Origin of the sequence: Baaleninema simplex PCC 7105, assembly GCF_000332355.1 — a bacterium.
Classification (GTDB): Bacteria; Cyanobacteriota; Cyanobacteriia; order Cyanobacteriales; family Geitlerinemataceae; genus Baaleninema; species Baaleninema simplex.
In genome coordinates this window covers 217,376-236,611 of sequence record NZ_KB235959.1, presented here as the reverse complement: position 1 = coordinate 236,611, position 19,236 = coordinate 217,376, and the positions used below count along the sequence as shown (strand labels likewise).

Sequence of the window (19,236 nt, the reverse complement as noted above, 5' to 3'; positions counted from 1 at the left end):
AAGATGAGCGCATTCGTAATGCAATCGAGGGGAAATTTGGACAAGCCAAAAGAAGATTCAGCTTAAGTCGTGTTATGGCTAAACTGCCTAATACTTCGGAAACCTCCATCGCTCTGACCTTTTTAGTGATGAACCTGGTGAAGCTGCTGAGGCAGTTTTACTGTCTTTTTTTGTGTCAATTTTTCCCAAACTTCATAATTTTGTCGAGAAATATTATTGTAACTTATAAAGTGGACGAGTTAAGTCAATTCAGATTTATACCTTGAGTAAGACGGCTTCTTGTTCATTTTCCACCCCCAGCTTTTGATAACTTTTTCAGCAAACCCTACTTAATTTCGCTGCTGTTGAGTTTCGCGATCGCTCCACCCATGGACTGAGCGAATCCGAAGTCCAACCTACCCCAGACTCATATTTTTACCAAAGTTAAATGAACCTAAAAAATAAGGGTTTTAGATTCCAATTTTTATGCTCGTGAAAAATTGAAATAAACTCAACATCGATCGCGTCTATTTTAGCGATTTCCTCTGGTATATTTTCAAAAAACCTTTACCTGAGTTTTGCGTTTTGGAAAAGCGATCGCAGGTGGGCATCGCCCACCCAAACCTCTAGATTTTACACCTTACAACTTGCTGAATTTATCCGTCGCGTCCACCAACGCACTGAGAATTCCCGATTCGCTCACCGAATGTCCGGCATCGGGAATCACCACGAACTCTGCTTCAGGAAACGCCTTATGTAACTCCCACGCAGACTGCATCGGGCAAACGATATCATAACGTCCCTGTACGATAAACGTGGGAATGTGACGGATGCGATCGACATTTTCTAACAACTGTTCTTTGCTTTTAAAAAAGCCTCGATTGACAAAATAATGACACTCAATTCGAGCGAACGCTTCAGCAAACCCTTCGCGACCGAATTTTTTCTTGACGTTGGGATCGGGGAATAACTTGCTCGTACTGCCTTCCCAAATCGCCCAAGCTCGAGCCGCTTTCAGCCGAACTCGTTTGTTGGGACTCGTCAACCGCTTGTAATATGCCTGCATCAAATCATCGCGTTCGGCTTCTGGAATCGGTTTCAAATAGTCTTCCCAAGCCTCGGGAAAAATATAACTCGCACCCTCTTGATAAAACCAGCGCAATTCCTTCTGACGCAACATAAAAATGCCGCGTAAAATCAACCCCGCACAGCGTTCGGGGTGGGTTTCAGCATAGCTCAACGCAAGGGTGCTTCCCCAACTTCCGCCAAAAACAGTCCAGGTTTCGATCCCTAACCTCTCGCGCAACCGTTCGATATCGCCGACGAGATCCCATGTCGTGTTTTCTCGCAATTCTGCATGGGGTTGACTGCGACCGCATCCTCGCTGATCGAACAAAATCAAACGCCATTTTTCCGGATTGAAATATTGGCGATAACTCGGAATCGAACCGCCACCGGGGCCGCCGTGCAGAAAAACAGCCGGTTTGCCCTCGGGATTGCCGCACTCTTCGTAATAAATGGTGTGAAGTTCGGACACCTTCAAGGTTCCAGTATTATAAGGTTCGATGGGGGGGTAAAGTTCTCTCATGAAATTGAGGAAAGCAGGCTACAGAAGATAAACGATACACTCAAAAGAATACGATCGTCACCCGTTTTTTCACTGACGTACATATACTGGTTATGACTTCTGCCGATTCCCAAAGCCTAACGCTGCAAGAAAAAACTGAGGTTTGGCGCGATCGCCAACTTCAGAAAATTCGCGACGGACTTCGCCCCGGACAACGAGAAATGGCAGACTGGCAGGGGGGATCGTTGGCAGTTTCGGCGGTTCCCGGTTCGGGAAAATCCACGGGAATGGCCGCCGCCGCCGCGATCGCCATCGCTCGCAACCAGCTTAACGCCCACCGTCAAATTGCAGTGGTCACGTTTACGCGATCGGCCGCGGCCAACATTAAAGTCAAGATTCGCAACCATCTCAAAAATCTCAAACTTCCCCAGTGGGGCTTCTCCGTCTACACGCTTCACGGCTTAGCACTCAAAATCGCCCTGCGTCACCGGGAACTGGCGGGACTGGATTTCGACGACGTTTCGATCGTGCAAGTCAACCAAAGCCATCGTATTATCCGTCAGTGCGTCGAGCAGTGGATCGATCGCTATCCCCTCCAGTACCGCCGTCTCGTTGAAGGAACGCAATTCGACGGGGAAGAAGCCGAACGCTTGCGGCGTCAGTCGGTGTTACGAACGGAAGTATTGCCCAACTTGGCGGATACGGTGATTCGGGAGGCAAAATCCTCGGGATTACAACCCGAACAACTCTCGCAACTGAGCGATATGATTCCCGATGCTTACGACATTTTGGAAATTGCAGCATATTTATATCGGGAATACGATCGCTTACTGCACGAAAACCGAGCGATCGACTACGACGATACGATTTTAGCGGCATTGCGGGTTTTGGAGGACGAGAGCGCCCGCAAACTTTGGCAAACTCACATTTTCGGCGTGTTCGAGGATGAGGCGCAGGACTCTTCACCGCTACAGACGAAACTCCTCAAACGCCTCGCTAGCGATCCCGATGGAACGGCGTCCCCGAACTTAGTGCGTGTCGGCGATCCCAACCAAGCTATCAACTCGACGTTTACCCCCGCCGATCCCGTGTATTTCCGTCGGTTTTGTCACGATTGCAATTTGAACGGCCGTCTGGCCGCGATCGATCGCGCCGGACGCAGTAGCGCCATTATTATGGAGGCGGCGAATTTCGTTCTCGAGTGGATTAACGATCGCTGGCGTCAGGGAAAATGGGGCGAAGCACCGGACGACCCGGAAGACTTACCCTTCGAGCCGCAACAGATTCGCCCCGTCGCCGCCGACGATCCCCAACAAAACGCCAACCCCGACGCTCTCGATGGAGGCTTAGAGCTCCACCAACCCCCAACGGTCGAAGATACGGTCGATCGCATCGGACAACGGATTTTAAAGCTATTCGACGAGGAAAACGACCGATCGGCGGCGGTGTTGGTTCGAACTAACGACCAGGGACGCTTCGTCTCGACGACGCTACGACAAATTTACGGCGATCGCATCTCAGTTTACGATGTCGGCGAACAGGAACGCCTCTCGCGGGTGCCAGCGGAAATCCTGATCTTATTGCAATTTCTCGATCGCCCTCACTCCCCAGACAACCTCAAAGCCGCACTCAGCGTCTTCGTCGAACGCAAACTCATCCCACGACAAGATCTCGACGCTCTCGCCAGTTTTCCCGAACGGTTTCTATATCCCACCGCTCTCGATCCGCTTCCGTCTCCAGAAGTCCGTCAAGCCAAGAAATTTTGCTGTAACTTGCTCGGGGCGCGGTTGGAATTACCCCAAACCCATCTGATCTCGTTTTTGGGAATGACGCTGCGATACGAAGACACCGAACTCGCTACCGCCGACAAACTCGCCGAACGGGTGCTGCGAGATACCGTCGATCGAATGTCGTTACCGGGCTATATCGAAGTTCTCAGCGAAATTGTCAATGCGGAACGGTTCGAGCCGGTCGAAACCGAAGATGCAGAGTCGAAATACACGCGATCGGGTCAACTGACGGTCATCACCATGCACAAAGCCAAAGGGTTAGACTGGGACGTGGTATTTTTGCCGTTTCTGCAAACAGATACGATTCCCGGCAGTTTGCGCGTGTTGCCACAGACACAGTTTCTCGGAAGCTTTTCCCTCGAAGAAGTAGCGCGAGCGCAAATTCGTCAGTATCTCTGGCATCGCGCCGATGAGATCTGGCATCGCGCCGATGAGAGAGGAGGGTTTTCGCCCTTCGATTCGCCGCTTCAATATTGGCAAATGGCAGAACGGTTAAAAATCGCAGAGGAGTTTCGTTTGTTGTACGTGGCGATGACACGGGCGAAACGGTTGCTGTGGATGGCGGCGGCGCAGGAAGCCCCGTTTACCTGGAGTAAAATCGAAAACTTTCAGAAAAAAGAACCCTGTCCGGCATTTGTGGCGTTACAACAGCGCTTTCCGCTCTCTAAAACTTACTCAAACTTAATCATTTGATGTTCAGTTCCTAGCTTGGATCTTCGGAGACCTTTCCATCACTAGGCTTGAACGGCCGAGCTATCCGCACATTCCAAATTAATCGCTGCGTTTAAATCACGATCGATAGAGATGCCGCAGTTAGGACAATCGTATTGTCTTTTCTCTAGTGGCATCTTTTGTTTATGGTGGCAGTTCGAGCAAATTTGTGAACTGGGATACCATTGGTCAATGAGTGTCAACTTGCTTCCATACCCATAACATTTGTACTCAAGCTGACGACGAAATTCATAGAAACCACCATCAGCGATCGCACTCGCCAGACAATGATTCTTGAGCATCCCTGACACATTCAAGTCTTCAATTTTTACTTCGCTGTGGTTCTTGGCTAAGTAAGTTGTTAACTTGTGTAGATGGTCTGCTCTAATATCCGCGATGCGTCTATGGGCTTTAGCCAGCTTGAGTTTGGTCTTTTCTCGGTTTTTACCTCCTTTTTGACGACGGCAAAGCTCTTTTTGGAGTTGGGCTAGTTTTTTCTTGGCCTGGCGATAGGCTTTGGGGTTGGGATAAGTTTTACCATCACTCAGAGTGGCTAGGGTATTGATTCCAATATCTACCCCGATACGCTCTCTTACTTTGGGGGTTGACTTGGGTTCAACATTAATTTTGAAAGCAATATACCAGTCCCCTGCACGTTTACTTATTGTGACGTTTTTAGGATTTACTGGAGGCAACTGTTCATAGCTTTTTACCCATCCAATTCGGGGGAGTTTTAGCCGATTTCCAGAAATTCTAATACTTCCTTCAAGGTAAAAACTATCCTTGACGTTCTTTTTTTTGAATTTGGGAAAACCTGTTCCCTTAACGTTCCAAAACCGTTTAAATGCCTTATTTAGATGGCGCAAGGCTTCTTGCGGCGCACATTTCGATACCTCGTAGTACCAAGGATTCTGACTCTTTACCTCCGCTACTAATTTTTTGTGTAAGTCTATGGCTGTGGGCAGTTTACCTCCTGCCTCATAAATTTCCTTACAGGTGGCAAGTCCCCAATTCCAAGCGTGTCGAGCGACTCCGGCGTGTTTCGCCATGAGCGTTCGTTGTCGGTTATTTAAGTTCAGCTTCGTCTTAAAACTCTTCACTGACTTTTTTTAACTCCTCAACAATTTTTTTGTTCTTGTGACTGCGGCTGCCATAAAGACGAGCAGAAAACACGGTAATGATTTCCAGAACATCATTGGCTAAGTCTTCCTCAAAACTGGTATCCTCAGTACGATTTATGATTACAATTTCTACCCCAAACTGCTCACAGAGGCTAAATACAAGTTCAGCGCCGAATCTAAGCAACCTATCCTTATGGGTAAGAACCAGTCTGTCAATTTCACGCCTATGTGATTAACCTCAGAAGACGCTTTAATCCAGGCTTACTGTAATTCATCCCAGAGCCTAAGTCTTGGATGATTTCATGCTCCCAACCATTTTGAGCGCAGAACAATTCAATAATTTCTTTTTGACGTGCTAAGTCTTGTTTTTGGTCGTGGCTGCTGACTCGTGCATAACCAATTGTGTACGCTTTATAAGATTCAACACCAAGCAGTTGAGACAGGTCGTATCTCCGATGACCCGACGCTGTGCGCTCAGGGATTAATTTCCCTTCTGACTCCCAACGTCTTAATGTAGATGGCGATACTCCTTTTATTTTTGCGGCTTCGGAAATCCTAAATTTACGCATATAGTTATTTTAGTATAAGAAATGAATAGGGTTGAGTAACTTTAGTGAGAAATTTCCACTCTGTCTTCAACCCCAGGGAATCGTTTAGCTCGGGAGGAGGAAGGGAATAGTCGAGCTGACTTTACGGAAATTTTCCAACAAAAAAGCGCCCTCCGAAGAGGACGCTTTTTTGTAATTTTAGTTAGCTAAACCGTTTGCGCTAACTTCCAGAGGCTATGATTAGCCGTTGATGGAAGGAGCTTCGGTAGCTGCCAAGTCGAGGGGGAAGTTGTGAGCGTTGCGCTCGTGCATGACTTCCATACCCAAGTTGGCACGGTTGATCACGTCAGCCCAGGTGTTGATAACACGACCTTGGCTGTCGAGAACGGATTGGTTGAAGTTGAATCCGTTGAGGTTGAACGCCATGGTGCTGATTCCCAAAGAGGTGAACCAGATACCGACCACCGGCCAAGCACCTAAGAAGAAGTGCAAGGAACGGCTGTTGTTGAAGGAGGCGTATTGGAAGATCAGGCGACCGAAGTAGCCGTGAGCTGCAACGATGTTGTAGGTTTCTTCTTCTTGACCGAATTTGTAGCCGTAGTTTTGCGACTCGTTTTCGGTGGTTTCACGCACCAAGGAAGAGGTGACGAGAGAACCGTGCATTGCCGAGAACAAAGCACCGCCGAAGACGCCAGCCACACCGAGCATGTGGAAGGGGTGCATCAGGATGTTGTGTTCGGCTTGGAAGACCAACATGAAGTTGAAGGTTCCCGAAATGCCCAGAGGCATACCATCGGAGAAAGAACCTTGACCGATGGGGTAGATCAGGAACACAGCCGTAGCAGCGGCCACCGGCGCGGAGTAAGCCACGCAGATCCAGGGACGCATACCGAGGCGGTAGCTCAGTTCCCATTCACGACCCATGTAGCAGAAAACGCCAATGAGGAAGTGAAGGATGACGAGCTGGTAAGGACCGCCGTTGTACAGCCATTCGTCGAGGCTGGCAGCTTCCCAGATCGGGTAAAAGTGAAGTCCGATCGCGTTAGAAGACGGAACAACAGCACCAGAGATGATGTTGTTTCCGTACATCAGAGACCCGGCAACGGGTTCGCGGATACCATCGATGTCCACGGGAGGAGCAGCGATGAACGCGATGATGTAGCAGGTAGTCGCGGTCAGCAGGGTGGGGATCATGAGAACACCGAACCAGCCGATATAAAGGCGGTTGCTGGTGCTAGTGACCCACTCGCAGAACCGAGACCACAGAGACGCGGATTCGCGTTGCTGTAATGTGGTCGTCATAGGTATGAATTATTGCGTTGTATGTGGTTCGGCGCGAGAAGAATGATTTATGTATCTCGCTTGTAAATTATATTAACGCAATTGTTTCGGGTTGTAAAGGGTTGTGGCGAAAATTTTTAAGAATCAGCCGGGCGGCCACTCCATCGGACGACCTCCGAGAACGTGAACGTGAAGGTGGAACACGGTTTGACCGGCTTCGGCACCTGTATTAACGACGGTTCGGTATCCCTGAGAGAGTCCTTCTTGTTGGGCGATCTGATTGGCAGTCAGCAGCAGGTGTCCGAGCAGGTCGCGATCGCTCTCTTGGGCATCTGCAAGGCTGGATAGAGACTTTTTAGGGATTACGAGGATGTGAGTCGGCGCTTGGGGCGCAATGTCGCGGAATGCGAGGCATAAGTCGTCCTCGTAGACGATATCTGCTGGGATTTCTTTGCGTACGATCTTCCCAAATATCGTATCTGTCATGGTTAAACGCTCGTTACGGAACTGTTGACCACAGTAGAACACCCGGTCAGTGCCGATCGCAGTCTCGTTACAGTCGTTAATAATTCCCGGCGATCGCTGCTGTTAACGGGTTCTGTGGCTCCTCCCGATCGTGCGATCGCTCTCATTTTTAAGCCAGTCTGAGATGAATATGAGACGTCGATGGCGGTGACTTCCTTAAAAAGTCGTTACATTTTTATACATTCATCTATATATTCTTAAATAGCTGAATGGTTATTCAAGAGTAACATACAAACCGCCTCTGCTGTCGCCGGTGCTAATAACACGCCATTTCGATAATGTCCCGTCGCCAAAACGACGTTGTCGTATCCTGGTAACGTCCCGATGACGGGGGCGCTGCGATCGACCGGCCGCGGCCGCAACCCCTGCCACTGACGCGCGATCGCAGCCTCAACCAACTCTGGATAAAACCGCATCGCCTCAGATTTCAGCATTTGTAACCCACGCGGATCGGGAATCACATACCCCTTCGCGTCGGGAAACTCCACCGTCGCCCCCACCCAAGCGCGTCCTTCCCCCACCGACACCAAATGTACGTCGTTGGCGGTCACGACCGGATACTCTGACGGAAGCGCGATCGCCAACTCGATCGCCTGTCCCAACACCGGCTGAATCGTCACCGGTTCTCGCAACCTCTGAGAAAACGGCGTCGAACCCAATCCCGCCGACACCACGACCCAATCTGTCGAATGTTGTCGCGTCTCGTCGTTCGCATCCTTATATATAAGCGTGCGACAACAGCGCGTTTCGCCAGTTTCTATTTCCGCTTCCATCACCGTCGCACCGAACACGAAACGGACGCCGTGGCCTCTAGCCGCCTCTACCAACGCCCGAGCGAGCGGAATCGGCTGAATCTGTCGGTCTTGAGGAGAATACACCGCCGCCGCGATCGCTGCGGTTTCAATTTTCGGATATCGAGACTTCACCGCTTCGGGCGACCAAATCTCCAACGGAAACCCCTGTTCTCGACGGACTTGCGCTAACTTTTCCCATTTTTCCAAATTCTCCCCCGGAAAACACAACTTCAACACGCCGTTATCGTTGCGGGGAATCGGGCGATCGAGTTTCGCTTCCAACTCGGGAATTAACGTTTCATAGCGTCGCAAACTCGCCTCTCGAAGTTTCCAAGCGCGACTTTTCGGCTTTTTCTGGCTAATCGCCCCCATCAAAACCCCCAACGCCGCCCCCGTCGAACCCGACGCCGGATTTTCTGTCTCGAATACCGTAATCTCGAACCCCGAAACTCGGCTCAATTCGTAGGCGATCGCAGCCCCAACGATCCCGCACCCCACAATCGCAATTCGCATAATGTTATCACCCTCTAACAATGTCAGATAATCTAGATTAAACCCTCAAATCCCTCAATTTCGAGAAATTTTCCACCTCTTACAAACTGCGATCGCTCTCAACAACCGTTTGCTATTTACAGTTTGCCAACTCTGTCCTGTAATAAGATTAAAAGTTGGCTCGTTTCTTAAACCTTTACGCGATCGAACGAGAGTTTTCAACCCTCCGAATTATCGTTCGCGAAAGTCGTGCGTCGCACCTGCGAAACCGAGTCCAGCGCGAGAATTTCGAGAATTCCTGCAACCACCCTCGATCGCAACCCTCCTAAGGTGTAAATACCGTTATGACCGACTCGATTCGCATCCTCATGTGTCCGCCCCATCATTACGATGTGGACTACGTTATCAACCCCTGGATGGAAGGAAACATCCATCGTTCGTCCCGAGATCGCGCCGAAACTCAATGGGAAGGACTCTATAACATCCTCAAAGATCGCGCGATCGTCGATCTCGTCGAACCCGAAAAAGGCTGGCCGGATATGGTGTTCACCGCCAACGCCGGCCTCGTCCTCGGAACCAACGTCGTTCTGAGTCGCTTCTATCACCCCGAACGCCAAGGCGAAGAACCCCACTTCAAACGCTGGTTTGAAAAGAACGGCTTCACCGTCCACGAACTCCCAAAAGACCTCCCCTTTGAAGGGGCGGGAGACGCCCTGCTCGATCGCGAAGGACGCTGGCTGTGGGCGGGATACGGCTTCCGTTCCGAACTCGACTCTCACCCCTACCTGGCCAAGTGGCTGGACATCGAGGTACTGTCGCTACAACTGGTAGACGATCGCTTCTACCACCTCGATACCTGCTTTTGTCCCCTAGCTAACGGCTATCTCCTCTATTACCCTCCCGCCTTCGACTTCTACTCCAACCGCCTGATCGAAATGCGGGTTCCGGCGGAAAAACGCATCGCCATCGACGAACCCGACGCCGTAAACTTCGCCTGTAACGCCGTCAACGTCAACGACGTGGTGGTGATGAACCAAACCAGCGACGACCTCAAAGCCAGACTCGCCGAAGTAGGCTTTACCGTCATCGAAACGCCCCTCAACGAATTCCTAAAAGCCGGGGGTGCAGCCAAATGTCTGACATTACGCACCACCGAACCCATCGCCTGCGACGTTGGCGCGACCGATTCGATCGTCTCAAAAACCCTTACCCTCCAAGGTCATCTTCTCGACGCCGGAATTATCAACCGCGCCCTGGATTTAATCGTCGAAGGTGGCGGAAGCTTCAAAGTCCAGAACTTCGACCTGGGCGCACAGCGTCAAAGCACCTCCTCGGCGGAAGTTCACGTGTCCGCGCCTTCCAGCGCCGTGATGGAAGAAATCGTCGCCCAACTCATCGACTTGGGGGCGGTGTCTCTCCCTGAAGACGAACGAGACGCCCAACTCGAACCCGTCGTTCAAGCGGGTGTCGCCCCCGACGACTTCTACGTCACGACCATTTATCCGACAGAAGTTCGGATGAACGGCCAGTGGGTGCGCGTCCACAACCAACGGATGGACGGCGCGATCGCCGTTCGCGAAACCGAAAACGGCCTCGTCGCCCAGTGCAAAATTTTACGAGATCTCGAATTGGGCGAGAAAGTCGTCGTCAACATCGCTGGAATCCGCACCGTTCGCAAACCCGAATCTCGCGAACAACGGGGATCTCAAGAGTTCAGCTTTATGTCGGCTGGGGTTTCCAGCGAGCGTCGCGTGGAGTTAGTCGTCGAACAAGTAGCCTGGGAACTGCGGCGCATTCGCGATCGCGGCGGTAAAGTCGTCGTCACCGCAGGGCCGGTCGTCATCCACACCGGCGGCGCAGAACACCTCTCCTGGCTGATTCGCGAAGGCTACATCCAAGGACTTCTCGGCGGAAACGCGATCGCCGTCCACGATATCGAACAGTCGATGCTGGGAACCTCCCTCGGGGTGGACATGAAACGGGGCGTCGCCGTTCGCGGCGGACACCGCCACCACCTCAACGTCATCAACACGATTCGCCGTCACGGAAGCATCGCCAACGCTGTCGAAGCCGGAATTATTACCAACGGCGTGATGTACGAATGCGTGAAACATGACGTTCCCTTCGTTCTCGCCGGGTCGATTCGCGACGACGGACCGCTTCCCGACACGGAAATGGACTTGATTAAAGCCCAAGTGCAGTACGCCCGCGTTATCGAAAACACCGATATGATTCTAATGCTTTCGACGATGCTGCATTCGATCGGGGTCGGAAACATGACGCCCTCGGGCGTGAAGATGGTCTGCGTGGACATCAACCCGGCGGTGGTCACGAAACTGAGCGATCGCGGTTCGGTCGAATCTACCGGCGTCGTTACCGATGTCGGCTTGTTCCTGAGTCTGTTGGTGAAACAACTCGAACGTCTCACCAGTCCGTTAGCGGTGTAAATCGCCCTAAAACTCCCTTCTCTGTGTCCTCTGTGTCTCTGTGGTGAACGTCTCTGTGGCGAATTTACCCCCACATCGTTTCTAAATCCAAACTGGCTGCGATCGCGGCCAGTTTTTCTGTATCCTTAACGTTCTCCAAATAAGGAATGCACCCCAACACCGGAACCTGAGTCAGCGATTCGATTAAATCCTTCGGCGTCCACTTGGCGATATCCTCCTCCGTCCGAGGTTCGACGCAGTTCAGGACGATTCCCCGTAAATCCACCTTCATCTGACGCGCCAAGGCGACGTTCGCCACCGCATGGGAAATCGACCCCAACTTCACCGGAACGACTAACAGCGTCGGTAAACGCCAATCTCGCGCCAAATCCGCCACGGTGAGTTCTCGGGTAACGGGAGATCCCAAACCGCCCAAAAACTCCACCAGACAGAAATCTCGCTGTTGGCGAAGGTGTTGGAGTTCGCGCCAGACGACAGCGAGATCGATGGTTCGCCCTTCTTTTTCGGCGGCGAGAGGAGGTGCTAAAGGCGCTTGAAGATATTGCGGTGTAATGGATTCCGGGCTTTGGTCGAGGTCAAAGACTTCCGTAAAAAACTCGCGATCGCCGGTTCCCGACTGTAGCGGCTTCATCAACCCCAAGGAGCGATCGGGGCGATATTTGCGCCAATAGGCGACCAATGCGGCGGTCAAGACAGTTTTTCCCGCATCGGTATCCGTTCCCGCGATCGAGAGTGCGTGCGATCGAATCTCAGCCATGAAACCCAAATCATCCCTAAATATCACGATTTACGATTGTACGGGGTTCAGCCGAGGAGTTGTTGGTAAAACTCGAGTTGCTGCTGGGCGATCGCGCGGTTCGTATAGCGTTTCATGGCGCGATCGAATCCCTGCTGGGCTTTCTGTTTCGCCAATTCGGGATCGTCCATCAACGTTACCAAACATTCCCGCAATTTTTCGGCGTTTCCTTCAGGAAACACCCAACCCGTCTCGTCGATGACATAGGGAATTTCCCCCGAATCGGAACCGATAAGCGGAACGCGACAGGACATGGCTTCGATGAGAACGTGGCCGAACTGTTCTTTCCACCCCACCGACGAAAGGGTTTTGAATTTATAGGTGGTTTCTGAGGGTAAAACCAGCGTGTTGAGTAAATTGATATAGCGATATACTTCGTCGTGAGGAACGCTTTCGACGAAAATCACCCGGTCTTCAAACTGATTTTCTTTAACCCAGAGTTCTAGAGATTCCTTCAGCACGCCTCGTCCGAGAAGTACCCATTTCCACGGGCGATCGCGCAATCCTTCTAACGCCTGACACAGCGTTAACAAGCCCTTTTCTTCAACGAACCGTCCCACGAAACCCACCACGAAATCTGTGGGTTCGAGTCCGAGTTGTTGGCGCAGATTGGATACCTCTTGGGGACGAAATAGGGTTTCGTCAACGCCCAATTGAGGAAGTACCGTAATCGGCCCGTTGTAGCCGCGATCGCGCAGGATTTCCGCCCCATCTTGATTTCCCGTAATCGCTCCGTCCGTGTTGCTGAGATTGTACTTTTCCAACAGCGATACAGGAAACTTCAGCGTATAGGGAATGTTCCACCAGGTAAAAAAGACGTTTTTCGCCTTCAAGCCGAGCAATTTATTAAGGGTAATGGTTTGGGCATATCCCAACGCTTTCGCCCCTTGTTCGACTTGAATAATTTGAGGACGAAACTGACGCAATAGGTCTACTAAATCCCAGCCAAAGGTTAACAGTCCCTGTTGGTTTTGACTAAAATTCGATAGCGGAACCACGCGAAACGCTCCTTCGTCTAGCGGTTCGCTTTCGACGACGCGATTTTGAACTCCGCCGGGTTTCCAGCGTTTGGGAACCACCACCGTTACTTCGACATCGGGGGCGAGGTTGGCGAGTTCTCGCAGCTTTTCTCGATTGAGATCTACGATATAGGTATGACTGGCGACGACAATTCTCATGATTTTTTAATTAATATCAAGACGACATAGCTTCATCGTACATTCGATCGTAGAATCGACTGGTTTTTTGCTCGTCGTGGTGGGTTTTTGCTCGCTCTAACGCTCCCGTACTTAATCTTTCGTAAGTTTCAGAACAATTATCGTCCTCCCAAAAAGTCTTTAGTCTTTCTAGAACATTTTCGGCAAGGCGATCGTAGACACCGTCGATAAAATTCCAGTATTCGTCTTTAGATTCTCGTCCGTAAAATGGGTTTTTCCAAGTATTTTGAGGAGTGCGATCGACTTCTATTAAATATCCGGTTTCACCGTCTTTGACAAACTCGGGTAACGCACTAATATTCGTCGTAATGGCTGGTGTGGCTGTGGTAAATCCTTCTATGATGCTGAAACCGTAAGTATCGTTGAGGGTGGCCATGATTTGAAAGTGGCTTTGCGTTAAAAGCTCGAAGACTTTTGAGTTTCCGACTATACCGTAAAACGTCACGTTTTCTAAGTCTAAAAGTTGTAAATCGTTTTTGTAGCGATCGCGATCGGGAAAATCAGTTGGAACGCCTCTTCCCAATTTGAGTTGAGAAACGACGTGCAGGTGAAGCGGTAAATTTAACTCTAACGCTTTTTTAGCAACTCGTAGAGCGACGATCCCTCCTTTTCTCGCGAAATGACGGCCGATAAACATACACTGTAACGGTTGGGTGCGATCGTAACGCTTAGGAGACTCGACGCGAATCGGAAAACTCGGGTGAACGGTGACAATTTTAGGGGAGATTCGATCGCTCTCGTTCCAATCTCGATGCTGTTCGAGAAATCGTTGTTTCGCCCAATCTGAAAGTGCGATAATTCGATAGCAGTTGTTGCGAGCGAGGCGATCGCGCAATCGTTCGTAAAAAAACTTTGCAAGCGGACGATCGGAACTGACGGACATCAACGGTAAAATTCGCTCGAAACTCACCACAAACGGTCGGTTTATATAAGGAATGCTGTTAAAAGCATGAACCATATCGTACCGTTTAAACGTGGGTTTCCAGGCGGACAAACAGCCAAATGGCGACCAAAGACGACTGAACGGGTAGCGTCCGGCCGGAAACGCAACGGTTCTGATAATTTGATATTTGGAGTCGCAGGGGCTGTTGGGTCGAATCATGCGCTGGTTCCCCGCATAGATAATTCGTTTCACGATCGCTCCTCTCAATAAAAGGGGTCTCATCCACCCTACGCACTGGTTAAATCGTCTTGACGACTGTAAATTTGTCCGTCGTCCCAAAGCGATTGAATCCAAGTTTTGAGGGCTTTCAAAAATCCCATCGCGTAAAATCCAAACCGGACTAACACCTTGAGGGGAGAACCACTTTTATTACAAGGGGGATGTCCGAGAACGTGACAGTCAAACAGCTTGGCAAAAAAGCGCAAACACTGTCCGAACGTTAAATTATGAAGCCCCATAAAAAAGTGATTGTGATAAAATGTAATTTGGTACTGAACGGATTTCGTACTGATATCGTGACAGCCTCCCGTTTCTTCTCCTAGGTGAATTAAAGAGGCATCGGGATCGTACCAAATTTGAAAGCCGGTTTTACGGAACCGCAAACAAAAATCCGATTCTTCGCGAACCGCACTTCCGCGATAGCGTTCGTCGAATTGCAAGCCGAACTTGTCGAAAACCTCCCGACGAAACGACATATTACAACCTCGCGCCGAGAGAACTTGCTGGGGTTCGACCGTGTGAACTAAATCGATGTAATACCACGCGATACCGGGATCCATTGCTTCCGGGGGGAGTTGTTGAATTTTGAGAGCGCCCCCAGAGTCGGCGAGTTTCATGCGATCGAAAACCCGTCCGGCGACAGCACCAATTTCTGGGCGATCGATGTAATTTCTGGCGTGAGTTTGTAAATAGTTCGGTTCGAGTTTCACGTCGTCGTCAATAAACACGATAACGTCTCCCGTAGCACGACGAACTGCATAATTTCGCGCACCGGGAAGACTCGCCCAATCCACGCGATACCAGTGAATTTTACTCGCTTCAGCGAGTTCTTGAAGATAGCGTTCTGTTTCAGGTTCGTGAGTGGGCGTTTGATCGACGACGATCGCTTCAAAGTCGGGATAATCTTGTTTGAGAACGTCGGCGATCGTATCCCGCAACGCAGCTTCGCGGCGATAGGTGGGGATAACAACCGAAATCGAAGGCAAGTTCACAGCGAGCAACTCCTAAACATAACCGTACTATACGCAAAACGTAACTAAAACTGAAGAATCTTTTTAAAGGCATTTCTTCAAAAAAGAACCGTCAATCTTTACTTAGCAGTCACTTTTTTTTGTCGTGCTTTCTTTTTGCGTTGTTTTGGATCTTGGTCTTCTAACTCCTCGAGTGCGGCTAGTCGTTCTAGCTCTTTTTCTTCGAGTTCGGGAAGTCGTAACATCGCCCCGACCACCATCCAATAATAAACAGCAACTGGATCGACATCGAGGGGATAGTAATAGGTTTGATAGCTGATAAAAAAGATAAAGACCCAGAAACAGGCGGCATAGCTTCGGAAGTGTTTTTCTTTGAGCGATCGCCAAATTTTAAAACTTGAAATCGTGATGGACGTAACCACCCCGAGAAATCCTAACACCCCGATCGGACCGATTTCGTACAACAGTTTAGGATAATAGGTTTCAATTAACGCCGTATCCCCAAACATTCGGGCTGAATTTGTCGCACGTCCGAGTCCGTGACCGAGGATACCACTCTGACCTTTTGACGTAAACTCGGCTTGGTGTGCGATAAACTCCGTGGGTGGCGATGCTTGCCATCGAGAAACCGTACTTTCGATCCGTCCTTGAATGACATCGGGGAATAAAATCATTCCCAAAACGATCAGTACGCCAATTCCCCCAACAATCGGGATAGATCGTTGGGGCTTAGAAAGTTGCCCCGTGAGAACCAGTAAAATAATCGTAATTGTCGGCACAAGTAACAGTGCAATTCGCTGTCCTGAAATCACGGCGTTAATAAACACAAAAGCCATTCCCAGAAAACTAATTAGCTGCCAAATTAGAGACGGATCGCTAAACGCCGAAGCAAACGTAAAGAAAATATTTCCAATTAAAAACCAAGCCCACTGCCAGGGCGCGACAAAAGTTCCCGGTAGACGAATCATATTTTGTGAGGGGCTGAAAACTAACGACCCCCCGACCAAGCATTTCGCATCGAGTGTTGCTTTAAATAAATCGTCTCCCGTCAAGTGATCGGTTCCCTTACAAATTCCCGAGGACAGCATCATATACTGAACCAATCCCAGGAAACAGCAAATGATTACTAAGATTACGTGCAGTCGAGTAAACCGTAAAAAATCTTTTTTATCTTTAAGAAGATGATAGGTGCAAGTAATCAAAGGAAGATATCCTAAAAATACTTTAAATCCGAGAATCCCCATTGCAATAGGTTGTTCGCCTGGCGTGTCTGAAAATTGCTGAGCGACGTTCGTGCCGAGAAAGGTTATAGCAAGAATTCCCATCAATATCGTGAGAGGAGTCTTGAGAGATTTCGGGATAATAAAGGGTTTTCGTTGTTTTTTGAGAATCTGCCAAATTGCAAAAATTGCCGGAAATGCAAAGCCATCTTTTGCAAGTTGAAATAAAGCATTTCCTCCGCCAATCCAATAGGTGATTGTTCCAGCAAATGGCATATAAATAATAAATACCCAGAGAGCGAGAAATGGATATTTATAAGACATCCACAAAGCAATAATCCCGCCGCCTCCAGCAATGGCGAGTTTTTCATTTTTGACGAAAAATAGGGCGATACCAATAATTCCACCCACTACAGCAGCAGTCACGAAGGTTTGAATTAGTTCCTTACGTTCCTTGGCTTGCTTGCGTTTTTGCGCGGCGAGTTCTTTTTTACTCAGAACTGGCTCGTTAGGATTGGGAGGAGTCTGACCTTTTTTCTGTTTCGATTTCTTCGATTTTTTACCGGGCATCGTCCGAACAAGAAACTACACCAGTGGTTCGTTGACTTTTACACCATCGCGTTTGACAATGTAAGCCGGCACCCCAACAACAACACAGTTGGCAGGAACGTTTTTAACGACAACCGCATTCGCTCCCACGACAACGTTATCTCCGACTTTTATGTTACCTAAGACTTTCGCGCCCGCTGTAATCCGGACGTTATTTCCGATCGAAGGGCGTCCGCTGCGGTCTTTATAGCCGATCGTCACTTGTTGGTTGACCCAGCAGTTTTCGCCCATATCCGCCATGATAATCGTGCTGAACCCGTGTTGGAGGAACAGTCCCGACCCGATTTTGCTGGAGTTGTCGATAAATAGATAAGGACAGGGACGGTAAACGATCTTCAGCAGTGCTAGAACAATTCGGGAAAGCAGGTTACTTTGAAAGATGCGGTGATAGAACAGATTTCGGAATTCAGGATGTTTGGCGAGTAAATAGAGGAGGTTGACGAGGGGCGATCGATTGGGGCGATCGAGATTTTCGATCCAGCATTTCGTATCGTAGCGAATCGTATCGCGATCGGCACTCAACCCAAACAGAACCAGTAACGGCGACACCCAAAGTAACGATAGGGTCGAGAGAATGCCTTTGAAAACTGATTTCATGGTGGGGGGAAGTGCCGGGTTGCGTTTGAAAGTGGCAAGCTCGGCGTTTGCTACCGAGCTGTCTCCAAAACCGATTCCACTATAGCTCGGTGACTTTGCTTCCTGCCAACCTCGAAGACGCGGGGAATTTGTTCCGAGAACGGTCTGGGTTTGGTATGGTTGTATCCGTGTTTTGCCCACTACGCCCGGTCATGTCCCAACCCAAGATTTCTGAGATCGAGGTTCTGCCGCCGTTTCCCGAAGCGGGGTTGCGGATCTATCCGAGCGATCGCACGGCGATCGCCGTTCCCCTCAAGCTCTCCCTCGTCGTTCCGACTTACAACGAACGCCGCAACCTTCGCCAACTGGTCGAACGTCTGATACAACTGCTCGATCGCCTGATTCCTGACGATTACGAACTGATCGTGGTGGACGACGACAGTCGCGATCGCACCTGGGAACTGGCCGATCGCCTCGCCGAAACCTATCCCCAACTGCGATCGATCCGCCGCTGCCACGAACGGGGACTCTCCACTGCCGTAATCCGAGGCTGGCAAGCGGCCCGAGGCGAAATCTTAGCTGTCATCGATGCCGATTTACAACATCCCCCGGAAGTGCTGGTGAATTTGTGGGCGGAGATCGATCGCGGGGCCGATCTCGCTGTCGCCAGTCGTCACGTCGAAGGTGGCGGCGTCAGCGATTGGAGTCTCACGCGGCGGTTCCTCTCTCGCGGGGCGCAACTGATCGGTTTAGTTCTGCTTCCCGGTGTGGTGGGCCGCGTCAGCGATCCCATGAGTGGCTTTTTCATGGTGCGTCGAGATGCGATCGCCGGAAAACCCCTCGATCCCGTCGGTTACAAAATCCTCATCGAAGTTCTCGGACGGGGCGACATTCGCTGGATTGGCGAAGTGGGGTACGTCTTCCAAGAACGCAACGAAGGTGAAAGCAAAGTCACCGCGAAGCAGTATCTCGAATACTTACAACACCTGCTAAGACTGCGCGTCGATCTGTTTCCCCTGGCGCGATTTCTGCGTTTCGGCGTCGTGGGATCGAGCGGCGTGTTCGTCGATTTAGCCGTGTTTTACCTGCTGCGCGACGGTTTGGGGTGGGGACTGACCCGCAGTGCCGTTTTGTCGGCGGAAGTCGCGATTTTCAATAATTTTTTGTGGAACGACTTGTGGACGTTTGCCGATTTGTCTGGCCGACAACGGGGATGGCGCAAGCGGTTCAAGCGATTTCTGAAATTTAACGCAGTTTGTCTAGCGGGGTTGATGTTGAACGTGGCGATCGTCAACCTGCTGTTTAATCTGTTAGGCGTCAACGAATACATCGCGAAATTAACGGCGATCGCCCTCGTCACCTTTTGGAACTTCTGGATTAACTTAAAACTCAACTGGCGCGTGACAGACGTGCGGTGAGGAGAAAGGGAG

16 protein-coding genes and 1 pseudogene are annotated in these 19,236 nt (G+C 50.3%); 5 read left to right on the top strand and 12 right to left on the bottom strand.

Annotated elements, in window-relative coordinates; genetic code table 11:
- Positions 1-266 (top strand): transposase (locus tag GEI7105_RS37700; RefSeq protein WP_017662367.1); only part of this gene is annotated, 266 nt, incomplete at its 5' end.
- Positions 267-619: 353 nt separating this feature from the next.
- Here the strand turns inward: GEI7105_RS37700 and pip are convergent.
- The gene (pip, locus tag GEI7105_RS0120915) at positions 620-1,567 is read right to left on the bottom strand and encodes a prolyl aminopeptidase (RefSeq protein WP_017662366.1); all 948 of its coding nucleotides are present in this window, start codon (positions 1,565-1,567) and stop codon (positions 620-622) included.
- 92 nt (positions 1,568-1,659) lie between these two features.
- Between pip and GEI7105_RS0120910 the strand changes: the two genes are divergently transcribed.
- Positions 1,660-4,029 (top strand): ATP-dependent helicase, encoded by a 2,370-nt coding sequence (locus tag GEI7105_RS0120910; RefSeq protein WP_017662365.1) that lies wholly within the window; start codon positions 1,660-1,662, stop codon positions 4,027-4,029.
- Positions 4,030-4,070: 41 nt separating this feature from the next.
- Here GEI7105_RS0120910 and GEI7105_RS0120905 read toward each other — a convergent pair whose 3' ends face one another.
- From GEI7105_RS0120905 to GEI7105_RS0120890, 4 genes and pseudogenes are all read right to left on the bottom strand, one after another.
- A complete protein-coding gene (locus tag GEI7105_RS0120905; RefSeq protein WP_051044218.1) occupies positions 4,071-5,096 on the bottom strand; it encodes an RNA-guided endonuclease InsQ/TnpB family protein in 1,026 nt (341 codons plus the stop codon).
- A 37-nt stretch (positions 5,097-5,133) separates the two neighbouring features.
- Positions 5,134-5,737: pseudogene (locus GEI7105_RS31695) on the bottom strand (IS607 family transposase).
- Between the two features lie 219 nt (positions 5,738-5,956).
- Positions 5,957-7,018: a photosystem II reaction center subunit D1 gene (gene psbA, locus GEI7105_RS0120895; protein ID WP_017662363.1), complete on the bottom strand. Its 1,062-nt coding sequence runs from the start codon at positions 7,016-7,018 to the stop codon at positions 5,957-5,959.
- Positions 7,019-7,141: 123 nt separating this feature from the next.
- Positions 7,142-7,483, bottom strand: a complete 342-nt coding sequence (locus tag GEI7105_RS0120890) for a histidine triad nucleotide-binding protein (protein ID WP_026097832.1) — start codon at positions 7,481-7,483, stop codon at positions 7,142-7,144.
- A gap of 24 nt (positions 7,484-7,507) precedes the next feature.
- Between GEI7105_RS0120890 and GEI7105_RS38690 the strand changes: the two genes are divergently transcribed.
- Positions 7,508-7,645, top strand: a complete 138-nt coding sequence (locus GEI7105_RS38690; protein ID WP_158413241.1) for a hypothetical protein — start codon at positions 7,508-7,510, stop codon at positions 7,643-7,645.
- Positions 7,646-7,719: 74 nt separating this feature from the next.
- Here the strand turns inward: GEI7105_RS38690 and GEI7105_RS0120885 are convergent, their stop codons facing one another.
- Positions 7,720-8,832: an NAD(P)/FAD-dependent oxidoreductase gene (locus GEI7105_RS0120885; RefSeq protein ID WP_202804455.1), complete on the bottom strand. Its 1,113-nt coding sequence runs from the start codon at positions 8,830-8,832 to the stop codon at positions 7,720-7,722.
- A 320-nt stretch (positions 8,833-9,152) separates the two neighbouring features.
- Here GEI7105_RS0120885 and argZ point away from each other — a divergent pair, with 320 nt between their 5' ends.
- The gene (gene argZ / locus GEI7105_RS0120875) at positions 9,153-11,255 is read left to right on the top strand and encodes a bifunctional arginine dihydrolase/ornithine cyclodeaminase (protein WP_017662359.1); all 2,103 of its coding nucleotides are present in this window, start codon (positions 9,153-9,155) and stop codon (positions 11,253-11,255) included.
- 64 nt (positions 11,256-11,319) lie between these two features.
- On the opposite strand, the gene bioD is transcribed toward argZ, so the two are convergent.
- The 6 genes from bioD to GEI7105_RS0120845 form a co-directional block, all read right to left on the bottom strand.
- Positions 11,320-12,012, bottom strand: a complete 693-nt coding sequence (bioD, locus tag GEI7105_RS0120870; protein ID WP_017662358.1) for a dethiobiotin synthase — start codon at positions 12,010-12,012, stop codon at positions 11,320-11,322.
- A gap of 47 nt (positions 12,013-12,059) precedes the next feature.
- The gene (gene hpsO, locus GEI7105_RS0120865; protein ID WP_017662357.1) at positions 12,060-13,229 is read right to left on the bottom strand and encodes a hormogonium polysaccharide biosynthesis glycosyltransferase HpsO; all 1,170 of its coding nucleotides are present in this window, start codon (positions 13,227-13,229) and stop codon (positions 12,060-12,062) included.
- Between the two features lie 16 nt (positions 13,230-13,245).
- Positions 13,246-14,403: a glycosyltransferase family 4 protein gene (locus GEI7105_RS0120860; protein ID WP_026097831.1), complete on the bottom strand. Its 1,158-nt coding sequence runs from the start codon at positions 14,401-14,403 to the stop codon at positions 13,246-13,248.
- A gap of 35 nt (positions 14,404-14,438) precedes the next feature.
- On the bottom strand, positions 14,439-15,422 hold the full coding sequence (hpsN, locus tag GEI7105_RS0120855; RefSeq protein ID WP_017662355.1) for a hormogonium polysaccharide biosynthesis glycosyltransferase HpsN: 984 nt from the start codon (positions 15,420-15,422) through the stop codon (positions 14,439-14,441).
- Between the two features lie 98 nt (positions 15,423-15,520).
- A complete protein-coding gene (hpsL, locus tag GEI7105_RS0120850) occupies positions 15,521-17,191 on the bottom strand; it encodes a hormogonium polysaccharide biosynthesis protein HpsL (RefSeq protein WP_017662354.1) in 1,671 nt (556 codons plus the stop codon).
- A gap of 15 nt (positions 17,192-17,206) precedes the next feature.
- Positions 17,207-17,827: a serine O-acetyltransferase gene (locus GEI7105_RS0120845; RefSeq protein ID WP_017662353.1), complete on the bottom strand. Its 621-nt coding sequence runs from the start codon at positions 17,825-17,827 to the stop codon at positions 17,207-17,209.
- 191 nt (positions 17,828-18,018) lie between these two features.
- On the opposite strand from GEI7105_RS0120845, the gene GEI7105_RS0120840 reads away from it, so the two are divergent.
- Positions 18,019-19,224 carry a glycosyltransferase gene (locus GEI7105_RS0120840; protein WP_017662352.1) on the top strand — a complete coding sequence of 402 codons (1,206 nt, stop codon included), beginning with the start codon at positions 18,019-18,021 and terminating at the stop codon, positions 19,222-19,224.
- The last annotated feature ends 12 nt before the right edge of the window (positions 19,225-19,236 follow it).